The sequence below is a fragment of the Solemya elarraichensis gill symbiont genome (assembly GCF_002021095.1).
Lineage (GTDB): Bacteria > Pseudomonadota > Gammaproteobacteria > Chromatiales > Chromatiaceae.
This window is the reverse complement of the sequence record NZ_MPRK01000010.1, coordinates 1-17,555: the sequence shown is the minus strand read 5'-3', so window position 1 is coordinate 17,555 and position 17,555 is coordinate 1. Positions and strand designations below refer to the sequence as shown.

The window sequence follows — 17,555 nt, the reverse complement described above, 5'->3', positions numbered from 1 at the left end:
AGTGCCAACCATGCAGTCTTTGGGGCCATGCAGCAGCACACAGGCTGCGGGGAAATCCCCGGCTAATCCTGGTCAAGCTGCTCGAGAATGTTCCTGGCCACCATGATCTGGTCGTTGTTTCCGTTCGCAAGCACCTCGTAGAGCAGCTTGCGTGCCTCGGCAACATCACCCTGCTGGCGCAGTTCCATGACGCGTTTCAGGCGTGACTCATTGAGGTCGTTGATAATAGCCTCGGCATCCTCTTCTCCAGTTGCATCAGGGGATTCTGTATCGTCTCCCGGATCATTCCAGGACTCATCATCCTCATCCTCGGCCCAGTCTTCATCATCTTCCCAGTCGAGGCGATCAAGTTCAGCTTCCTGCTGTTCGTCTGTCGGCGCTTCGTAGTCGTCCGGGTAGCTGACTTCGTTTTCGCCCTCACCCTTCTCTTCATTTGAGTCTGAGTCTTCATCGTCGTCAGACTCCTCGTCTTTTTTCTTCTTGCTTACGAAGAAAGCCGAGGCGATCAGGCCGAATTCAAACAGCACCCACATCGGCAATGCCAGCAAGGTCTGCGAGATGACATCCGGCGGAGTCAGCAGCATGCCAAGAACAAATGCACCAACAATCACAAATGGACGGCCACGAGATAGCTTTTCACGCGTAGTCGCACCAGTCCAGATGAGGATGATGACGGCGATCGGCACCTCGAATGCCAGGCCAAAGGCAAAAAAGAGCGTCAGGATGAAATCCAGATAACGCCCCATATCGGTCATTACAGCAACGCCCTCGGGCGCTGTGCCGGTAAGAAAGGCGAAAACGAGCGGGAAGACCACGTAAAAGGCAAATGCCACACCCATATAGAAAAGCAGCGTGCTGGAGACAACCAGCGGTATCACCATCTTGCGTTCATGCTGATAGAGTCCGGGGGCGATAAATGCCCAGAACTGGTAGAGCGTGAATGGAATCGTCAGGAAAATCGCCGCCACCAGGCTGAGTTTCATAGGTGTCAGGAAAGGTGATGCAACCTCGGTTGCAATCATGCTGGTGCCTTCCGGAAGGTGCTGCATGAGCGGTTCGGCGACCATGGTATAGATCTGGTTGCCAAACGAGAAAAGCGCCAGAAATGCGACCAGAACAACCACAACGATGCGAATCAGGCGATCACGCAGTTCGAAGAGATGTGAAAAAAACGGCTGTTCTGTATCGAGGTTCACGGACATGGGCTAAATAATTACCTGGGGATTACTTGAGCGAATCGCTGCCGGTTTTCACCGCGGATTCCGTCTCTTTGCGTATCTCATCGAGATCGCTTTTCGTGTCCTCAATGATCTCATGCAGCGAGGAGCTCTCCTCCTGGTCCTTGAGAATTCTCTTGAGCTCGTCAGCACGCAACTCCTGGTCAATATCTGACTTGACCGACGAGACAAAGCGCTTGGCCCGCCCTGTCCAGGCGCCAACGGTGCGTGCCACACCTGGCAGTCGCTCAGGGCCAATGACAAGCAAGGCAACGATACCGATGATCAGTAGTTCCCAGAAACCTACATCAAACATGGTCAGTCAGCCCTGTTCAGGACTTTTCTTTTTCTTTAGTTGCTTCACCTTCGATGACGGAGTCATCGTCGGTTTTTTCCAGCTTTTCCGCATTCGCGGCTTCACTGTCTTTCATCGCTTTCTTGAAGCCTTTTACAGCTCCGCCAACATCAGACCCCATGTTCTTGAGGCGCTTGGTTCCGAAAATAAGAAGAACAATCGCCAATACAATCAACAGCTGCCAGATACTGATTCCGCCAAATCCCATAATTTCATCCTCTCAATGGCTATAGGCCTTTTCAAACTTGCGTCAATAATACCGCAAGATTCTACAAAATAGTTACTTGATTACCCCTTTCGGGACGCTTTTTCTTCGATTCCGGAAAGTCCGAAGCGACGCTCCAGTTCCGACAGTACTGCTTCGTGGCTGATTCCCTTGTGTGACAACATCACCATGGTATGAAACCAGAGATCTGCCGTCTCGTAGACAATCTGGCCTTCATCACCACCAACAGCGGCAATGACGGTCTCAGTCGCTTCTTCGCCGACTTTTTTGAGAATTGTTTCGAGCCCCTTGGCATGCAGGGAAGCGACATATGAGCTATCGGGATCCGCCTGCTTGCGTTCCTCAAGGACCGCCTCAAGCTGTTTCAGAACATCGCTCATAGTCTCACCTCGACACCGGCATCTGCCATGTGTTGCTTTGCCTCGCCAATCGAGTACTCGGCGAAATGGAAAATCGATGCCGCCAGCACTGCATCTGCGCCGCCTAGCTTGACGCCATCGACAAGGTGGTCGAGATCACCGACACCGCCGGATGCGATGACAGGGATAGGTACGGCCTCGGCAACAGCGCGCGTCAATTCGTTATCGAATCCGATTTTTGTACCGTCGCGATCCATGCTCGTGAGTAAAATCTCGCCTGCACCATAGTCAGCCATCTTGCGTGCCCATTCGATCGCATCGATACCGGTCGGCATGCGCCCGCCATGGGTAAAAATCTCCCAGCGCTTTGGTTCACACTCGCCTGACACACTCTTTGCATCGATCGCAACCACGATTGCCTGCGAACCAAAACTGTCGGCTGCCTCCCGCACAAACTCCGGATTGAATACTGCGGCCGTGTTGATAGCGACCTTGTCGGCACCGGCCTTGAGCATGCGGCGTACATCGGCCACTTCGCGAATACCGCCACCAACGGTCAGTGGAATAAAGACCTCGCCGGCAACCTCCTCAACCACGTGCACGATGGTTTCGCGCTCATCGGAACTGGCGGTAATATCGAGAAAGGTAATCTCATCCGCACCCTCCTCGTTATAACGACGCGCAACTTCTACCGGATCTCCGGCATCGCGGATATCAACAAACTTGACACCCTTGACCACGCGGCCGGCATCAACATCGAGACAGGGAATTATACGTTTGGCGAGTCCCATAGGAATTCACTTCATATCAAAACAGAAAGGCAGTTTAACATTTTAGCGCAGCAAGGGAATAAGCAAGCACGGATTCTGTAAAAAGGCCCGCATTGCAGCACTTCAGATTGAGATATCTTGCCTCATTGCGATGCAACAGACGTTACAATACGGCTTTGTGCATGATAGCAGGAATATCTCACTTGGCAAATGCAACCGGAATTCAACGCATTCTGATCTGGAGCAAATGGCAGCGAATCGCCCACTGGGTGATCGCATTGTCCGGACTGGCTCTTTTCGCGAGCGGCTGGCTGATCGACAAGGCGCCCATCATCGCGGATGCCACGATTGATATACACCTGTTGCTTGCGCCGCTCTTCACGCTCGGACTGTTGCTGCGCATCCTGCTGCTGTTCACAGACAAGGAGAATGCCAGTCTGAAGGCGTTAACACCCGATCCGCAGTGGCAAAAGATCGGCGAGATGCTGCGCTTCTATCTCTCCTTCGGACGCATGCCGCTACCGCGCTGGTATGCACACAACCCCCTGTGGGCGCCTCTCTATATCTTTATCATCGCCCTGCTGCTGTTGCAGGCCGTCAGTGGTTTTGTACAGGGAAATATACCGATTCTTGCCGGAGTCTACCTTCCTGCACTGCACGGCATCCTGGCCAACATACTCTTCACGATCATGCTGCTGCATATAGTCGCAGTCGTTTTGCATGACCTGAAAGGCAGCAGTGCGGAGATCTCCGCCATGATTAACGGTCACAAGTTTTTTGTGCCGGGTGAGAATGACAACAGCACAGTCGATCCAGTGCCTAATGTTTCAATCAGTGAAATCGGCAGGGAAAAGCAGAAGTGATAATAGTGGGGCCTGCACCAACAGGTATGCAGGCTGTGTCTGCCAGCCCCGGGGCAAGCCCGGGATGACTATATAGCAAAGACCAGAAATCAGGAATCCGCCAGACGTTGGGCCTCGGCAAGGTCAAGCGTTCCTTCGTAGATTGCACGGCCGGTAATGGCACCCGTGATGCCACTATCCTCGACCTGCATGAGCCTTGATATATCCGTGATATCTGTAATGCCACCGGAAGCAATAACCGGGATTGATATTGCCTCTGCCAATGCAGCCGTAGCCTCGTGATTGACTCCCTGCATCATGCCGTCACGGCTTATATCCGTGTAGACGATGGCGCTGACTCCGGCGCTCTCGAAACGTTTTGCCAGGTCGATTGCCGACACGTCTGACACCTCGGCCCAACCCTCAACGGCAACCATGCCATCCTTTGCATCGATACCAACAATAATGTGCCCGGGAAACTGCTTGCAGACTTCATCGACAAATTCGGGCTCGCGAACCGCTTTTGTGCCGATAATGCAAAAATCAACACCTGCATCGATATAAGCCGCAATGGTTTCTGCATCGCGGATACCGCCACCCACCTGTAGCGGCAAATCCGGCCATCTGTCGGCAATGGCACGGACAACATCACCATTAACCGGTTTACCCTCGAATGCCCCATTGAGATCCACCAAGTGCAGACGTCGCGCACCTTCATTCACCCAGCGTGCTGCCATGTCAACGGGATTATCGGAAAATACGGTGTCATCTTCCATACGCCCCTGGCGCAGGCGGACACACTTTCCATCTTTGAGGTCGATGGCTGGAATCATCAGCATGGGAAATACCTGTCTTGAGTATGTTGGAAACCTTAAGGTTTCCAGTTAACGAAATTTTTCAGTAGTTGCAGACCTGCATCAGCACTCTTCTCAGGATGAAACTGCACCGCAAAGAGGTTATCCGATGCAATCGCACAGGCGAATGGTGAAATATAGTCTGTAGTCGCGGCGACAATTGAATCGTCATCCGGCACAATATAATAGCTGTGTACAAAATAGAAACGGCTCTGGTCTTCAATCCCCTGCCACATCGGATGGTCAGTGACTTGTTTGACCTGGCTCCATCCCATGTGAGGGATTTTAAGCGGCACTCCATTGTCATCGACACGGCCGCGTGCGAAATGTCGTACCTGGCCGGGAAACAGGTCAAGAAGCGGCGTGCCACCATTCTCGTCGCTGTACTCCATGAGAACCTGTAAACCCATGCAGATACCAAGAAACGGTTTGACCTCGGCGGCCTCGCGCACAGCCGCCTCGACGTGATGGTCACTGATCGCTTTCATACAGTCGCGTGCAGCGCCCTGTCCCGGGAAAACCACCCGGTCAGCCTGCGCAATCAGAGCATGATTATCGGTCACCAGTACGCGCGCGTCCGGGGCAACATGTTCTACCGCCTTGGAAACCGAATGCAGGTTGCCAAGATTGTAATCAACAACAGCGATTGTCTCCATGTGTGAACCTAGAGCGAGCCTTTGGTCGATGGCATAACGCCTGCCATGCGCGGATCAGCTTCCAGCGCCATACGCATGGCACGGCCGAATGCCTTGAATACTGTTTCGGCAACATGGTGCGCGTTGCGTCCACGCAGGTTATCGATGTGCAGCGTGACATCGGCATGATTGACGAAACCCTGGAAAAACTCCATGAAGAGATCGACATCAAATTCACCAATGCGAGCACGGCTGAAATCGACATTGAACTCCAGGCCGGGACGACCGGAAAAATCGATTACCACGCGTGACAACGCCTCGTCGAGTGGCACGTAAGCGTGTCCATAACGATTGATGCCCTTCTTGTCGCCGATCGCCTGTGCGAATGCCTGGCCGAGGCTAATGCCTATATCCTCGACCGTGTGGTGATCATCGATGTGATTGTCACCCTTGGCAGTGATCTCAAGATCAACCAGCCCATGACGTGCAACCTGGTCGAGCATGTGCTCGAGGAAAGGCACACCTGTATCAAATGAGGCCTTGCCGCTGCCATCAAGATTGATTGCAACACGGATTTGTGTTTCCAGTGTATTGCGTTCGATTTCCGCTGTTCGCGCCATCGTTCCGGGATCTTCAATTCATCAAAAGAAATATTCTAACGCAGATTTTGCTGTTCAGCAGCAATTCTTGAGGTGTTTCGGCGGCAAAAACCAGTTGAGTTCACCGCTCCCCTGCGTGATTTGCGACCAGTGCTTCAGATCAAAATCGATACGCACCATTGCCGCCGTGGGAAAACGCACCTGCCCTCCCCCGATCAGGAGACTCGTCAACTGCGACCAGCAGGGCTCATGTCCGACAAACATCACTCGCCGGTACTGATCCGGCATCTGTCGGATAATTTTGAGTACTGCAGCCGGACTGGTTTCGTAGAGGTCATCAGTCACACCGATCGGTGCTCCCCAGTGTCCGCTGACGGATGCGAGGCGTTGCGTCTCGTGTGTACGCAGCGCCGACGAGGTGAGAATGAAATCCGGTGTCTGCCCCATGGTCGCAAGCAGTTTGCCCATCTGTTTGGCCGCTTTCTTCCCTTTCGCAGCAAGCGGACGATGGAAGTCATCTGCGGCGCCAGACGCCCAGTCAGACTTCGCATGGCGAAACAGAATCAGCTGAAGATTCGAATCATTCATGCCTCAAGTATAAACGGGTTTTGCGACATGTCTGTAACGCCCTGTGCCAATCACCTCCGTTTCATCTCCCTGCCAAGGAACTGGAATGCCAGCATTGACAACAATACATAGCCGAGAAAAAACCATAATCCGGGGCGCACTTCTGCATGTGTCAGGCTGTCAGCACCGCTATTGGCGAAGAATGCCACCAGGATTGCGGCCACGAAGACATCAGCCATCGACCACTTGCCGAGATGATGGCTGATGTGGAACCACTTCTCCAGCAGCGGGCTGGTGCGGCTGAAGAAGGTCAGCCCGCCGACAGCCGTTTTCATCATGGGTAACACGACACTGAAGATCAGCAATACAAGAGCTAGCCACCAGTAGCCGTTTTCATACAGCGTATCCAGTGTCGAGAGGACTCCTTTCGACTGGTACTGCAGCAAGGTATCACCCAGTACCGGCAGATCCTTGCTCGCCTCGATCGAGAGAATTGGCGTGGCCAGTCCGACCAGCAGTGAAATTAATGCGATACCCAGCATGGCGTACGCAACGTCGCCCAGGTCGTAACGTGCAAACCAGGCAAGCAGTAGTAACAGCAAGGCAGTTCCGCCGAACAACCAGGTCATGATCTCGACTGACTCGGCATAGGCTGACTGAAGTTCCTTGTGTCTGTTGAGTTCTTCGAGATGCTTCGAGTAGTCGTCGTAATAGCCGAAAGAGAGCAGCTCCAGCAGTTGGTTTTTTCCCTGCTCCACCTGTGATTCGGCACTCAAGCGGGTAATGATGGTCTCGGTTTCACGTTCGAAGGCCTGCGCCTGTTGCCAGGTGGTCCAGGCAAAAAAGAGCAGTGCCGCGAAAAGAGTGACAACGGCAAAAAGAACAAACCTGCGCATGCAGAGATTTCCTGTACAGGGTGAATGAAACAACGACTTAACGTTCACCTATGTTGAGGTAATGGTATAGCCTCTGAGTTGTCGAGCAAATCGCGCCAAGGCATCGATGCCCGCATCTTCCGCCTGAACAACCCACTCCTGCAGAGCATCACGACGCGCTTCCTGGCTGGCAGCAGTGCGCTCCCAGAGTGACGACAGTCTTTCCTGATACTGGTAGACAGTCTCAAGAAGCTGGCTCTCTTCGAGAAGTTTCTGAAGCCGCTGGCGTGCTGCCTCATCAAGCCGCTGGCTATCTGCCAGCAGGCTTCGTACTGCCTTGTATTTTTCACGACACGCACTACGTGAACTGCACAGTTCAGACTTGGCAACAGGCTTGACCACCTGCTTCGCATAGTTGGAAAAAACCTGCAAGCGGTTACCCAGAACGGCCGAAACCGTATCAAGATCCACAATGCGAATATCCTTGCGCACACGAATCCTTGGCGCCACCTTTTTCACTCGCGCCAGGCCAAGCGCCTGCATCAGGCGGATATAGAGCCAGCCGATATCAAACTCGTACCAGCGGCTCGAGAGACGTGCAGACGATGCAAAGGCGTGGTGATTGTTGTGCAACTCCTCACCGCCGACAACCAGGCCGAATGGAATAATATTGGTCGAGGCATCGGTGGTATTCCAGTTACGGTAACCAAAATAGTGGCCGATACCATTGATGACGCCTGCAGCCCAGAATGGAATCCACGCCATCTGCACGACCCAGATCACAGCGCCGGCAAAGCCGAACAGAATCAGGTCGATAATCAGCATCAGGCTGATGCCAATCCCCGGGTGAGGTGTATAGATTTTTCGTTCGAGCCAGTCGTCCGGCGTGCCCTTGCCGTAGGCATCGAGTGTCTCCCGGTTTGCACTTGCCTTGCGATAGAGCCAGGCACCGAGCCACAGAACACGATTGAGACCCTCAACCTGCGGACTGTGCGGATCACCTTCTGTTTCACACTTGGCATGATGAAGTCGATGAACAGCAACCCACTCCTTCGTCACCATGCCCGTGGTCAGCCACAGCCAGAAACGGAAGAAGTGATTTACCGGTGCGCTCAGTTCAACGGCCTTGTGCGCCTGTGAACGATGCAGAAAAATGGTCACTCCGGCAATCGTGATATGCGTCAGGCCAAGAGCGACAAGCACAAGCTGCCACCAGCTTAAATCGAACAAATGTGCCATTAATACTTCTCCGACTGCTTCAGTCAGTGTTGAAAATGAGAATCCTGTTCATCCTTGACAACAACTTGTGCAGAACGGATAACGGGAGCCAGCTTTTGTTGAATCACGTCTGCCAATATACGGGCAGATTCCTTCAGTTCAACCTCTTCAAGCTTCTCCTCCTCGCGGCGCTTTTCGAGGAGCTGGTCATCATCTTCGAGAAACTCCTTTTTGCTTAACCGGGCCAGACCGATCGAGCGACGATAGTTATTGTGCAGACGCAGGCGTTCAGCTTCGCGTTTATTCCATTCACTTTTACGTTTTGATTCGTTGAGACTGACAACCTTCTGGTTCATGATCTTGTGAATCATCTTTGCCTCTGCCTTCAGGTACTTGAAGCCGGCATCCTTTTTAATGCGTTGATCAGAGCGTTTGCGTACCGTATCGATATTACCAATACCCCATTCATCATGACTGGCTCGCTCAATACTTGCCCACGGCAGAGCATTGTCGAGAGAGCGTTCGCCATAATCAACCTCAATCACGGTTGGAAACTGGATGTCCGGCACTACACCACGATGCTGGGTACTGCCGCCATCGACGCGGAAGAACTGTGCAATAGTCACGCGCATGCGCCCCATGTCACTTGCCTTGGTGAGGAAATTACCCAACTCAACGAGTTGCTGTACTGTGCCTTTACCAAAGGTTGGTTCACCGATAATGATGCCGCGCCCATAATCCTGGATGGCTCCAGAGAAGATTTCAGATGCTGAAGCACTGTTGCGATTGACCATGACAGCAAGCGGACCACGATAAGCGATAGCCGGATCCGGATCGATCTCGGATTCAACATTGCCGTTGTAGTCTCGAATCTGTACAACCGGGCCTGACTCGATAAAGAGCCCTGTCAGTTCTGTCGCTTCGATCAGGGAACCACCACCATTATTACGCAAGTCGATAATAATGCCGTCGACACCTTTCTCCTGCAGCTCTACGAGCAGGTTACGTACGTCACGGGTGGTACTGCGAAAGTCTTTATTGCCGGAGCTTGCGCCAGCAAAGTCCCGGTAGAATGCGGGAATCTCGATAACGCCGATCTTCTGGTCATGCAAATCCTTTTCGCCCTCAATGACTGATGACTTGGCAGCCTGCTCCTCGAGTTTGATCTCATCACGTACCAGCGTAATCTCTTTGCTTGCACCGCCGCTGCCGCTCTTCTTGGGAAGAATCGTCAGTCGTACCACGGTACCCTTTGCACCACGAATCTTGTCAACCACATCCTGCAGACGCCAGCCGATGACATCGATCATCTCGCCGTCCTCGCCCTGCGCCACGCCGGTAATCATATCGCCGGGGTGAATCAACGATGATTTCTCAGCCGGTCCGCCAGGAATAATCTTCTGTACCTCGGTGTACTCGTTCTCGACACCGAGAACTGCACCAATGCCCTGCAGTGACAAACGCATGCTGATATCAAAGTTTTCGGCATTGCGTGGCAACATGTAACCGGTATGGGGTTCAATTGCACCCGCATAGGCACTCATGAAGAGCAGGAAAATATCATCACTCTCACTCTGGCGCGCACGACGTCGAACTCCCTCGTAACGCTTGGTGAGTTGTTCTAGCGCCTCATCTTTATCCTTCTTCGACAGGCGCATGGAGAGCATATCGTTCTTGACGCGCTTGACCCAGAGAGCGTCAAGTGCCGCCTGGTCTGCAGGCCACTGTGCATCCTCCCTGTCGATTTGATATGTCTCGTTAGTCGTCAGGTCAATCGGTTTTTTGAGCAACTCAAGTGCGATTGCAGTTTGCCGTTCAACAGCTGCACGAAACGCCTTATAGATAGTAAAGACAGGTTCAAGACGACCATTGCGAATGTCATCGTCGAAAAGTTTTGCGTAGTTGAAACGGAAAGCGTCGACCTGCTCTTGTGTCAGGTAGCTTTTGTTGGGATCGATCAGCTCGAGATACTCATCAAAAATCAGTGCTGAAAAGGCATCGTCGAGCACATGCTTTTTATAGTGGTATTTCTTCAGCACGTCGCTGATGAGAAGCATGGACTGGGCTTGTCGGAACTTGGGTTTCAGCTCCGAAAGAGGGACTTCCCTGACCGCGGCCTGGACGCTTGCAACCGCCAGAAATAAAACCAGCGCGCTTGTCAAAAGCGCCGAGGACTTGAGTATTTTCATGAATCTCCTACATAAAATCAGGCCACCTGTACTGCAATCCTATCACCTAAACCCTTGATCTCGTTATTTTCATCAAGATAGACAAGGGAAGGTTTGAAGGTCTTGACCTCGGTTTCATTCATACGCGCGTAAGCGCAGATGATAATAATGTCACCAGGGTCCGCCTTGTGTGCAGCTGCGCCGTTGACCGAGATTATTCCCGAATCACGTTCAGCTTCAATTGCATAGGTGGTAAATCTTTCACCATTTGTGACATTGTAAATCTCGATTTGTTCATACGGCAGGATGCCGGCGGCATCGAGCAGGTCCTGAGCAATAGCGCAGGAGCCCTCATATTCCAGTTCCGAGTTCGTCACCGTCGCGCGGTGCAGTTTACATTTGAGTAGTGTCAGCTGCATCGTGTTGTAAACCTGTTATCTAAAGGCAAAATTTCTTTGCGTTATGTTAATTGAATAATAGGGGCAAGCAGCGGCAAATTCACCCTCAAATTGCCGTAAATGCCAAAAAATCTGCAATATTATGACACATTATTCACGAATTTGTGCGGTGCGCAATAAAAAGGGCGAAATATCAGCCAGTGATTAGATCTGCCAGTCGCTTTGCAAGCCAGGGAGCGGAACCATATTTTCCGGTATCAACGGAAAAATAACCGCCAAGTTGACTGATTCCAAACTCATCTCTTCGATGTAGTGTTGACTTAGGGCTTGAGAGCTCCCCTCTGCCTGCGGCAAACACCCACCCGCCTTCCAGACGGCATGTATCAAGGTATTTCTGAATCCGTCTGACCTTTGGCAGATAGTCAGCCAAGTTAGAAAATATCTTGCTTACTAGCTGATCCCTTTCAGTGCTATCAAGTCTTGGGACTGCTGGTGGACAAATCCCTGTGCCATAGGCACTGAGGCCAGACGGATACCATGAGAGGTAGAATTCGTGCCCGTCATAATTTTTGATATCCCCAAATGCTCCCGTGGTGATTATGGTACTGGGGACGTCAAGCAGCTTCGATGTTTGAATAAAGAGTGCACGTCGGTAACGGTGAGACCATTCAAAAGGCAATTCCAGGCCTGCACTTTTGTCGATTGCCAACTTTCCTTCCCACAGTGCATTAATCAAAATATCGAAATTGCCGGACTCACCTGTTGAATCCACAATCTTCCAGGATTCATGTCCATGCGAATTAGTTGAACAAACGGATGTAACACGGCAATTCATGACTTGGTTAATACGTGGTTCATTATTCAGGGCATTAACAAACATGTCAGCAATAGTGTTGGTCGAAACCGAGTGTTCAGGAACATTAAAACCACCAATAATGTCCTCATGGTTAGTGAGGTTCCCAATCTCTTTCGTGGCTATTTTACTGCTCTGGCAGTGACGAGAATCAAGCAGGTAATTTGCAGCATCGGGATGTTCACCAACCAGTTTGTCAACGGCCTGAAGATACGCCCACTGTGATTGCACGTCGACAACAGAGTCACGATGGCAAAGGAAAATATCACTCCTCTGGCCGATGGTTGGTTCAATGGAAGACTCTAGCAGTTGCTCTACAAGCGGACGAAAACTGAGGCTGCCACTAAGGAAATGTCTTGCTGACCGAAATCCCCGGTCGGCTGCATAGAGATAGCCGAGATGTATTTTCCCTTCATTCCAGCGGCTCGCACCCTGAAAGGGCTCTGCTGCCGCATCAACCAGGGTCACATCAATTCCCTTTCTTGCCAGCATCAGTGCCGTACAGCAACCCATGATGCCTGCTCCCAGGATCGCAACTGACCGCTGCTTCATGACCCCGGCTCAAAAAAATAAGAGTCCGGGTCATAAGGCTCACTGGAAATTACCAGGAGAGCAGAGTTCTCACGCAGATATTTCTGTTGAAACCAGATCCCGGCCCTGATCAATAATCCTTGCCGGCCTGGTGTCAGAATATGCACTGCTTGCTGTTCGCCTGCTATCAATATCACCTCGATCTCACCCTCGATAGCAATCAGTAACTGCACGCCCTTTTTGTGGCCGTGACCACCACGAACTGTTCCTGCGGGTACCTGGCTGACAGTGAAAATGCGACTGGGAATGAAAGGCAGGTTTTCAAAATCAAATGGAACAAGCAGGCCACGCTGATCCCTTATACCCGGCGAATCAATCAACGCAACTTGCCCATCAAACATATTATTCTGTTCCACTAACTCTCATACCAAGTCAATCAGGATTGCTCTGGCTGAGGTATTTTTGAATGTAACTCTCTCAATATATGCATAATATCGGCATTTAGTAGCATTTTCTCTTCGGTCGTCAGCTCAGAGTTCCACAATTCACGCATACAAGACGATATGACTTCGAAGTACTGCCTTGCAGTAAAATCCCATGATCGTGAAAGACTACCTGGTTTGCGAACCTTGTGACACAGCACTTCGGGCACGCGGATAAACTCGCCAAGCAAGCTCATATGAAAAAGCCAGGGCAAGTCAACTGAAAACTCGTTAGCTCTATGATGCTTGATCCCACCTATCCTGCGAGAGCGTTCAAGACGGAACATGCCACGATTCGGCACCCACCATCTATCCAGTCTGTACACTATTCTCCGCCCTCTTTTTACACGCTCTTTAACTTCTTCAAGAAGTTTGTACTGCCAAATCTCTTCAGAACCATCAACACTTGTATAGTGAACATCAGGGAAAGCCAAGACGGCTTCCGGCCGACTATCGAGAGTTGCACATAACTTACTTGTAAATGTTGGCTCAAGTAGGTCATCATGAAATGCCAGCATGACATAATCCGCCTCGGCCTGGCGCATTAACAAATTGCAATTGCCTACATATCCCAGTCGATTTCCTGTAACCCTGATTACCTTGAAGCGGCTGTCCGCTGCGGCGTGCCGGCAGCAGATTTCATAAGTGTCATCATCACAAACATCAACTGAAACAAGTACATCAAAATTGTCGTAGGTTTGAGCTGAAAGTGAATCAAGCGTCTCCTGTATAAAGCCGGCAGATTCATAGGCGGGGACTAATGCAGTAACTTTCGATCCCTGATTCATATAAACTTCAATTCTGCTTAATAAATAACATTACTGGTTGCGTCGTCAATGCGCAGGTTATCAATCAATCGGGTGCTTCCAAGGCGCGCCGCGACAAGCAGCACCAACACATCGGTTGATTCAACAGGCTCAAGCAATGTATCAGCATCACGTATCTCGAAATAGTCCGGGCTGAAGCCTGCTTCCCGCAGCGCGTTGGTGGCCTGCAGCTTAACATCTGCAAGCGAAATACCTGATTTAATCGACTCGGCTGAACGCGTCAGGATTTGATAGAGACGCGGTGCGATATGACGTTCTTCTGCAGTGAGATAACCGTTTCTTGAACTCATTGCCAGGCCATCGGTTTCACGCTGCGTGGCACAGCCGATGATTTCAATCGGCATCGACAACTCTTCGGTCATCCTGCGGATGATATGTAACTGCTGATAATCCTTCTCACCGAACAGGGCGACATCCGGTTGCACCATGTTAAACAGCTTGGTGACCACCGTGGTGACTCCGTCAAAATGTCCCGGACGCGATGTACCACAGAGGATGGATGAAACACCGGGAACCGAAACAGTTGTCTGCTGTGCCTTGCCGTTGGGATAGACAGCTTCGACCGGTGGTGCAAACAGCAGGTCGTTGCCTGCCGCTTCGAGTTTCAACTGGTCATCTTCAAGTGTACGCGGGTAGCTGTCGAAATCTTCACCCTCGCCAAACTGCATTGGATTTACGAAGATTGTGCTGACGACAACATCAGCCAGCTCTTTCGCACGTTTCACCAGGGAGATGTGGCCGCTATGCAGGTTACCCATGGTCGGCACCAGTGCAACACGTTTACCCTGCGACTTCCAGTCGGCGACGCGGGCGCGTAATACAATGACATCATGCAGTGTGATCATACTGTCAGCACCTACAGGAAAGCGTGCTCACTGTCAGGAAAGGTACCATCCTTGACTTCCCTATTGTAGCGTTTGAGCGCAGCCGCTACAGAACCGCTGCCCTCAAGGAAATTCTTGACAAATTTTGGCAGTTTACCGGGAGTTATACCTAGCATGTCATAGACAACCAATACCTGGCCGTCACAACCGGCGCCCGCACCAATACCGATAACAGGAATAACAAGCGCCTTGCTGATCTCTTCTGCAAGCTGACGCGGCACGCACTCAAGCACAAGCATCTGCGCACCCGCATCCTGGATAGAAATTGCGTCATTGAGCATCTGCTGTGCCTCTTCCTCCTCACGCCCCTGCACACGGTAGCCGCCGAGAAGAAAAACCGACTGTGGCAGCAAGCCAAGATGTCCGCACACGGGAACCGAGTGGGATGCCAGGGTTTCAATCACGCCAAGACGTTCACCTGCACCCTCAAGCTTGACCATCTGGGCCCCGCCCTCTTTCATCAGGCGTCTGGCTGTTGCGAGTGCCTTTTGAGGAGAGCTGTCGCTGAGAAAGGGCATATCTGCAATCAGAAGTGCGCGACGACTGACCCGGGCGACATTGCTGACATGGTAGACAATGTCATCAACCGTGACCGGGATCGTGCTGTCATGCCCCTGGATCACCATGCCAAGAGAGTCACCAATGAGAATGGTCTCGACACCGGCATCTTCAATCTGACGGGTAAAACTGGCGTCATAGCTGGTCAGCATGGCGATTTTCTCGCCTTTCTGCTTCATCTCTTCAAGCTGTGTGATGCTTATACGGCTCATTTACTGCCCCGGGTTGTTTCGCTGAATGCAGTCATGCTGCAGTGCATAATCATGGATGTGTCAGGCAGAAAAATCAATCTTTGACAAACAGCGCCATCGATTCAACATGCGCTGTGTGCGGAAACATATCCATTACGCCGGCCTTGACCATGCGGTAGCCATACTGATTAACCAGCACGTCGGCATCACGCGCCAACGTACCCGGATAACAGGAAACATAGAGAATTTTTTCTGCCCCCATTTTTGCCACCAGCGGCATCATCTCCAGCGCACCGCTGCGCGGTGGATCAAGCAGGACGGCATCGTACTTCTGCTTTGCCCACTTAAATGCCGGTGTCTCTTCATCGTAGAGGTTGGCGACATCGAAACTGACATTGTCGATATCGTTTCGAATCGCGTTTTGCCTGGCACGTTCAACCAGTGCGGTGTCACCCTCAACACCATGGACAGATTTTGCCCTGCGCGCCAGCGGTAGGGTGAAGTTACCCAGGCCGCAGAAAAGATCCAGCACCTTCTCGTCGCCCTGCAGGTCGAGCCACTCCATTGCCTGGCTGAGCATCTGGCGGTTGATATCACTGTTGACCTGGGTGAAGTCGTTGGGCAGGAATTCGAACTGCAGCGACTCCTGTGGCAATGAGTAGGTCAACGTGGCCACATCGCGCAGTGGTTTGACCGTTTGCGGCCCACCATCCTGCAGGTATGGAGTCCATGCTCTCTGTGCACAAAAATCGGCAATGGTTTTCTCTTCCGACTCGCTCAGGGGTTCAAGTATGCGGAAAATCATGACCGTGGCATCGTCACCGACAGCAACCTCGATCTGCGGCAACTGTTCCCTGATCGAAAGCGTCATGATCATGTCACCGAGCGCCTCGAGATGTTCTCCTACAGAAGGATGCAACACTTTACAGTGACGGATATCTGCCAGGTAGGAGGTGCCGCGTTCACGAAAACCGACCAACACGCGTTCTTTCTTATAGACATAGCGGACACCGAGGCGTGCCTTGCGCCGGTATCCCCATGCTTCAGAATGCAAGGGTGCGGCGACTGTCTCCGGAGTGACATGGCCGATGCGTTCGAAAGCATCCATCAGCGCCTCTTGCTTGTAGGCCATCTGTGCCTCGGCTGCCATGTGTTGCAGGCTGCAACCACCACAGATACCGAAGTGTGCACACCCCGCTTCAACACGCTCGTCAGACGCCTTGTCGACACTATCGAGTATGCCCTCGTCATGTTTGCGCGAACGATAGCTATAGTGAAACTGCACCTCTTCACCCGGCAGTGTTGTTGGGATGAAAGTTACCTTGCCATCGATGTGTGCTACACCGCGGCCATCATGACTGAGAGAGTCAATCGTGGCGGGGAAACTGCCCTGTGGAAGCTGTTTTCTACGACGTCTTGCCATTGTTGTTATTAGTCCCGGGTGTCGCCAGTATGGTTGTTCGCGTGTAGACGGCATGCTTCGCTGAGCTCATCGCAGGCATCTTCGTCGATGAGATCTGCCAGCCACATTTGGCGCAGGCCAACCAGGGTCGTTGCCAGCAGATTATCGATGCAACGATCAAGCAGCGGTGTGATGCCCTCTTTCCGATAGATATCCCAGGCAGACTCATCACTGACAGTCTTGTGCGCAGTTATTCCAAGCCGGCCTGCCATCTGCTCGATGCCTACATCACCGGGAACCAGCGACAGCAATTGCTCGATCGGTTGAAGTTGCAGGTCCTTGAGTGACTCGGCATGAACAAGCGCACGCGTTTTGATCAGCGCGGCAAGTTGATGGCCGTCATCCCAGCACTGTGCCAGCTGACCGTCGAGTCTCGGCGCAAGCGCGGCGAGCAGTTCCATCTCGCTGCGATCAGCTATATGTGTGACAACCAGGCGCGTCTCAAAATCACGAATCTCGAACATGGCAACCACGCTCAGCATCGCCTGAAAAGGTGCGAGGAATGATGCATCCCTGCCCTGCTCCTGGGTGTGATGATGAAAAATGATCTTGGCTACCTGCTTATCGCTGACGCTCTCATCCAGCTCGTAAAGAGCGCGGGCACCGGCAATATCAGGCAGGGTCTGGCAGGAAATAAAGCGCATGTTCATTTTGCTAGCCCGGATATTTCATGAAGGATTCGGG

21 protein-coding genes are annotated in these 17,555 nt (G+C 52.0%); 1 reads left to right on the top strand and 20 read right to left on the bottom strand.

Annotated features, from left to right (window positions below; translation table 11 throughout):
• Nucleotides 1-62: 62 nt before the first annotated feature.
• The 5 genes from tatC to hisF all read right to left on the bottom strand — a co-directional run bounded on the left by tatC (nucleotide 63) and on the right by hisF (nucleotide 2,948).
• The gene (gene tatC, locus BOW51_RS01325; protein WP_078476074.1) at nucleotides 63-1,202 is read right to left on the bottom strand and encodes a twin-arginine translocase subunit TatC; all 1,140 of its coding nucleotides are present in this window, start codon (nucleotides 1,200-1,202) and stop codon (nucleotides 63-65) included.
• A 22-nt stretch (nucleotides 1,203-1,224) separates the two neighbouring features.
• Nucleotides 1,225-1,533: a Sec-independent protein translocase protein TatB gene (tatB, locus tag BOW51_RS01320; protein WP_043115353.1), complete on the bottom strand. Its 309-nt coding sequence runs from the start codon at nucleotides 1,531-1,533 to the stop codon at nucleotides 1,225-1,227.
• 16 nt (nucleotides 1,534-1,549) lie between these two features.
• Entirely contained in the window at nucleotides 1,550-1,780 is a 231-nt protein-coding gene (gene tatA, locus BOW51_RS01315; protein WP_078476073.1) for a Sec-independent protein translocase subunit TatA, read from the bottom strand.
• 80 nt (nucleotides 1,781-1,860) lie between these two features.
• Nucleotides 1,861-2,178, bottom strand: coding sequence for a phosphoribosyl-ATP diphosphatase (locus tag BOW51_RS01310; RefSeq protein WP_078476072.1), 318 nt, complete (start codon nucleotides 2,176-2,178; stop codon nucleotides 1,861-1,863).
• Nucleotides 2,175-2,948, bottom strand: a complete 774-nt coding sequence (gene hisF, locus BOW51_RS01305; RefSeq protein WP_078476071.1) for an imidazole glycerol phosphate synthase subunit HisF — start codon at nucleotides 2,946-2,948, stop codon at nucleotides 2,175-2,177. The genes BOW51_RS01310 and hisF overlap by 4 nt, the downstream gene beginning before the upstream one ends.
• Nucleotides 2,949-3,130: 182 nt before the next feature.
• Here hisF and BOW51_RS01300 point away from each other — a divergent pair, with 182 nt between their 5' ends.
• The gene (locus BOW51_RS01300) at nucleotides 3,131-3,790 is read left to right on the top strand and encodes a cytochrome b/b6 domain-containing protein (RefSeq protein WP_167367205.1); all 660 of its coding nucleotides are present in this window, start codon (nucleotides 3,131-3,133) and stop codon (nucleotides 3,788-3,790) included.
• 89 nt (nucleotides 3,791-3,879) lie between these two features.
• Here the strand turns inward: BOW51_RS01300 and hisA are convergent, their stop codons facing one another.
• The 15 genes from hisA to BOW51_RS01225 all read right to left on the bottom strand — a co-directional run bounded on the left by hisA (nucleotide 3,880) and on the right by BOW51_RS01225 (nucleotide 17,521).
• Complete coding sequence (gene hisA / locus BOW51_RS01295; protein WP_078476069.1) at nucleotides 3,880-4,608, bottom strand: 1-(5-phosphoribosyl)-5-[(5-phosphoribosylamino)methylideneamino]imidazole-4-carboxamide isomerase; 729 nt, start codon at nucleotides 4,606-4,608, stop codon at nucleotides 3,880-3,882.
• Between the two features lie 32 nt (nucleotides 4,609-4,640).
• Nucleotides 4,641-5,279 (bottom strand): imidazole glycerol phosphate synthase subunit HisH, encoded by a 639-nt coding sequence (hisH, locus tag BOW51_RS01290; RefSeq protein WP_078476068.1) that lies wholly within the window; start codon nucleotides 5,277-5,279, stop codon nucleotides 4,641-4,643.
• Nucleotides 5,280-5,287: 8 nt separating this feature from the next.
• A complete protein-coding gene (gene hisB, locus BOW51_RS01285; protein WP_078476067.1) occupies nucleotides 5,288-5,878 on the bottom strand; it encodes an imidazoleglycerol-phosphate dehydratase HisB in 591 nt (196 codons plus the stop codon).
• A gap of 54 nt (nucleotides 5,879-5,932) precedes the next feature.
• Entirely contained in the window at nucleotides 5,933-6,445 is a 513-nt protein-coding gene (locus BOW51_RS01280; protein WP_078476066.1) for a SixA phosphatase family protein, read from the bottom strand.
• Between the two features lie 50 nt (nucleotides 6,446-6,495).
• The gene (locus BOW51_RS01275; RefSeq protein WP_078476065.1) at nucleotides 6,496-7,320 is read right to left on the bottom strand and encodes a paraquat-inducible protein A; all 825 of its coding nucleotides are present in this window, start codon (nucleotides 7,318-7,320) and stop codon (nucleotides 6,496-6,498) included.
• 48 nt (nucleotides 7,321-7,368) lie between these two features.
• Entirely contained in the window at nucleotides 7,369-8,538 is a 1,170-nt protein-coding gene (locus BOW51_RS01270; protein WP_078476064.1) for a DesA family fatty acid desaturase, read from the bottom strand.
• A gap of 23 nt (nucleotides 8,539-8,561) precedes the next feature.
• A complete protein-coding gene (locus BOW51_RS01265) occupies nucleotides 8,562-10,706 on the bottom strand; it encodes a carboxy terminal-processing peptidase (RefSeq protein ID WP_078476063.1) in 2,145 nt (714 codons plus the stop codon).
• Nucleotides 10,707-10,723: 17 nt separating this feature from the next.
• Complete coding sequence (gene panD, locus BOW51_RS01260) at nucleotides 10,724-11,104, bottom strand: aspartate 1-decarboxylase (RefSeq protein WP_078476062.1); 381 nt, start codon at nucleotides 11,102-11,104, stop codon at nucleotides 10,724-10,726.
• A gap of 172 nt (nucleotides 11,105-11,276) precedes the next feature.
• Nucleotides 11,277-12,488 (bottom strand): FAD-dependent oxidoreductase, encoded by a 1,212-nt coding sequence (locus BOW51_RS01255; protein ID WP_078476061.1) that lies wholly within the window; start codon nucleotides 12,486-12,488, stop codon nucleotides 11,277-11,279.
• On the bottom strand, nucleotides 12,485-12,868 hold the full coding sequence (locus tag BOW51_RS01250; RefSeq protein WP_078476060.1) for a sugar 3,4-ketoisomerase: 384 nt from the start codon (nucleotides 12,866-12,868) through the stop codon (nucleotides 12,485-12,487). Before BOW51_RS01250 ends, BOW51_RS01255 begins: the two co-directional genes overlap by 4 nt.
• A 35-nt stretch (nucleotides 12,869-12,903) precedes the next feature.
• On the bottom strand, nucleotides 12,904-13,737 hold the full coding sequence (locus tag BOW51_RS01245; protein ID WP_078476059.1) for a glycosyltransferase family 2 protein: 834 nt from the start codon (nucleotides 13,735-13,737) through the stop codon (nucleotides 12,904-12,906).
• Between the two features lie 17 nt (nucleotides 13,738-13,754).
• Nucleotides 13,755-14,621 carry a pantoate--beta-alanine ligase gene (panC, locus tag BOW51_RS01240; RefSeq protein ID WP_078476058.1) on the bottom strand — a complete coding sequence of 289 codons (867 nt, stop codon included), beginning with the start codon at nucleotides 14,619-14,621 and terminating at the stop codon, nucleotides 13,755-13,757.
• An 11-nt stretch (nucleotides 14,622-14,632) separates the two neighbouring features.
• Nucleotides 14,633-15,430 (bottom strand): 3-methyl-2-oxobutanoate hydroxymethyltransferase, encoded by a 798-nt coding sequence (panB, locus tag BOW51_RS01235; protein WP_078476057.1) that lies wholly within the window; start codon nucleotides 15,428-15,430, stop codon nucleotides 14,633-14,635.
• 73 nt (nucleotides 15,431-15,503) lie between these two features.
• Entirely contained in the window at nucleotides 15,504-16,832 is a 1,329-nt protein-coding gene (rlmD, locus tag BOW51_RS01230; protein ID WP_078476056.1) for a 23S rRNA (uracil(1939)-C(5))-methyltransferase RlmD, read from the bottom strand.
• A gap of 8 nt (nucleotides 16,833-16,840) precedes the next feature.
• A complete protein-coding gene (locus BOW51_RS01225; RefSeq protein WP_078476055.1) occupies nucleotides 16,841-17,521 on the bottom strand; it encodes a hypothetical protein in 681 nt (226 codons plus the stop codon).
• Nucleotides 17,522-17,555: the final 34 nt, after the last annotated feature.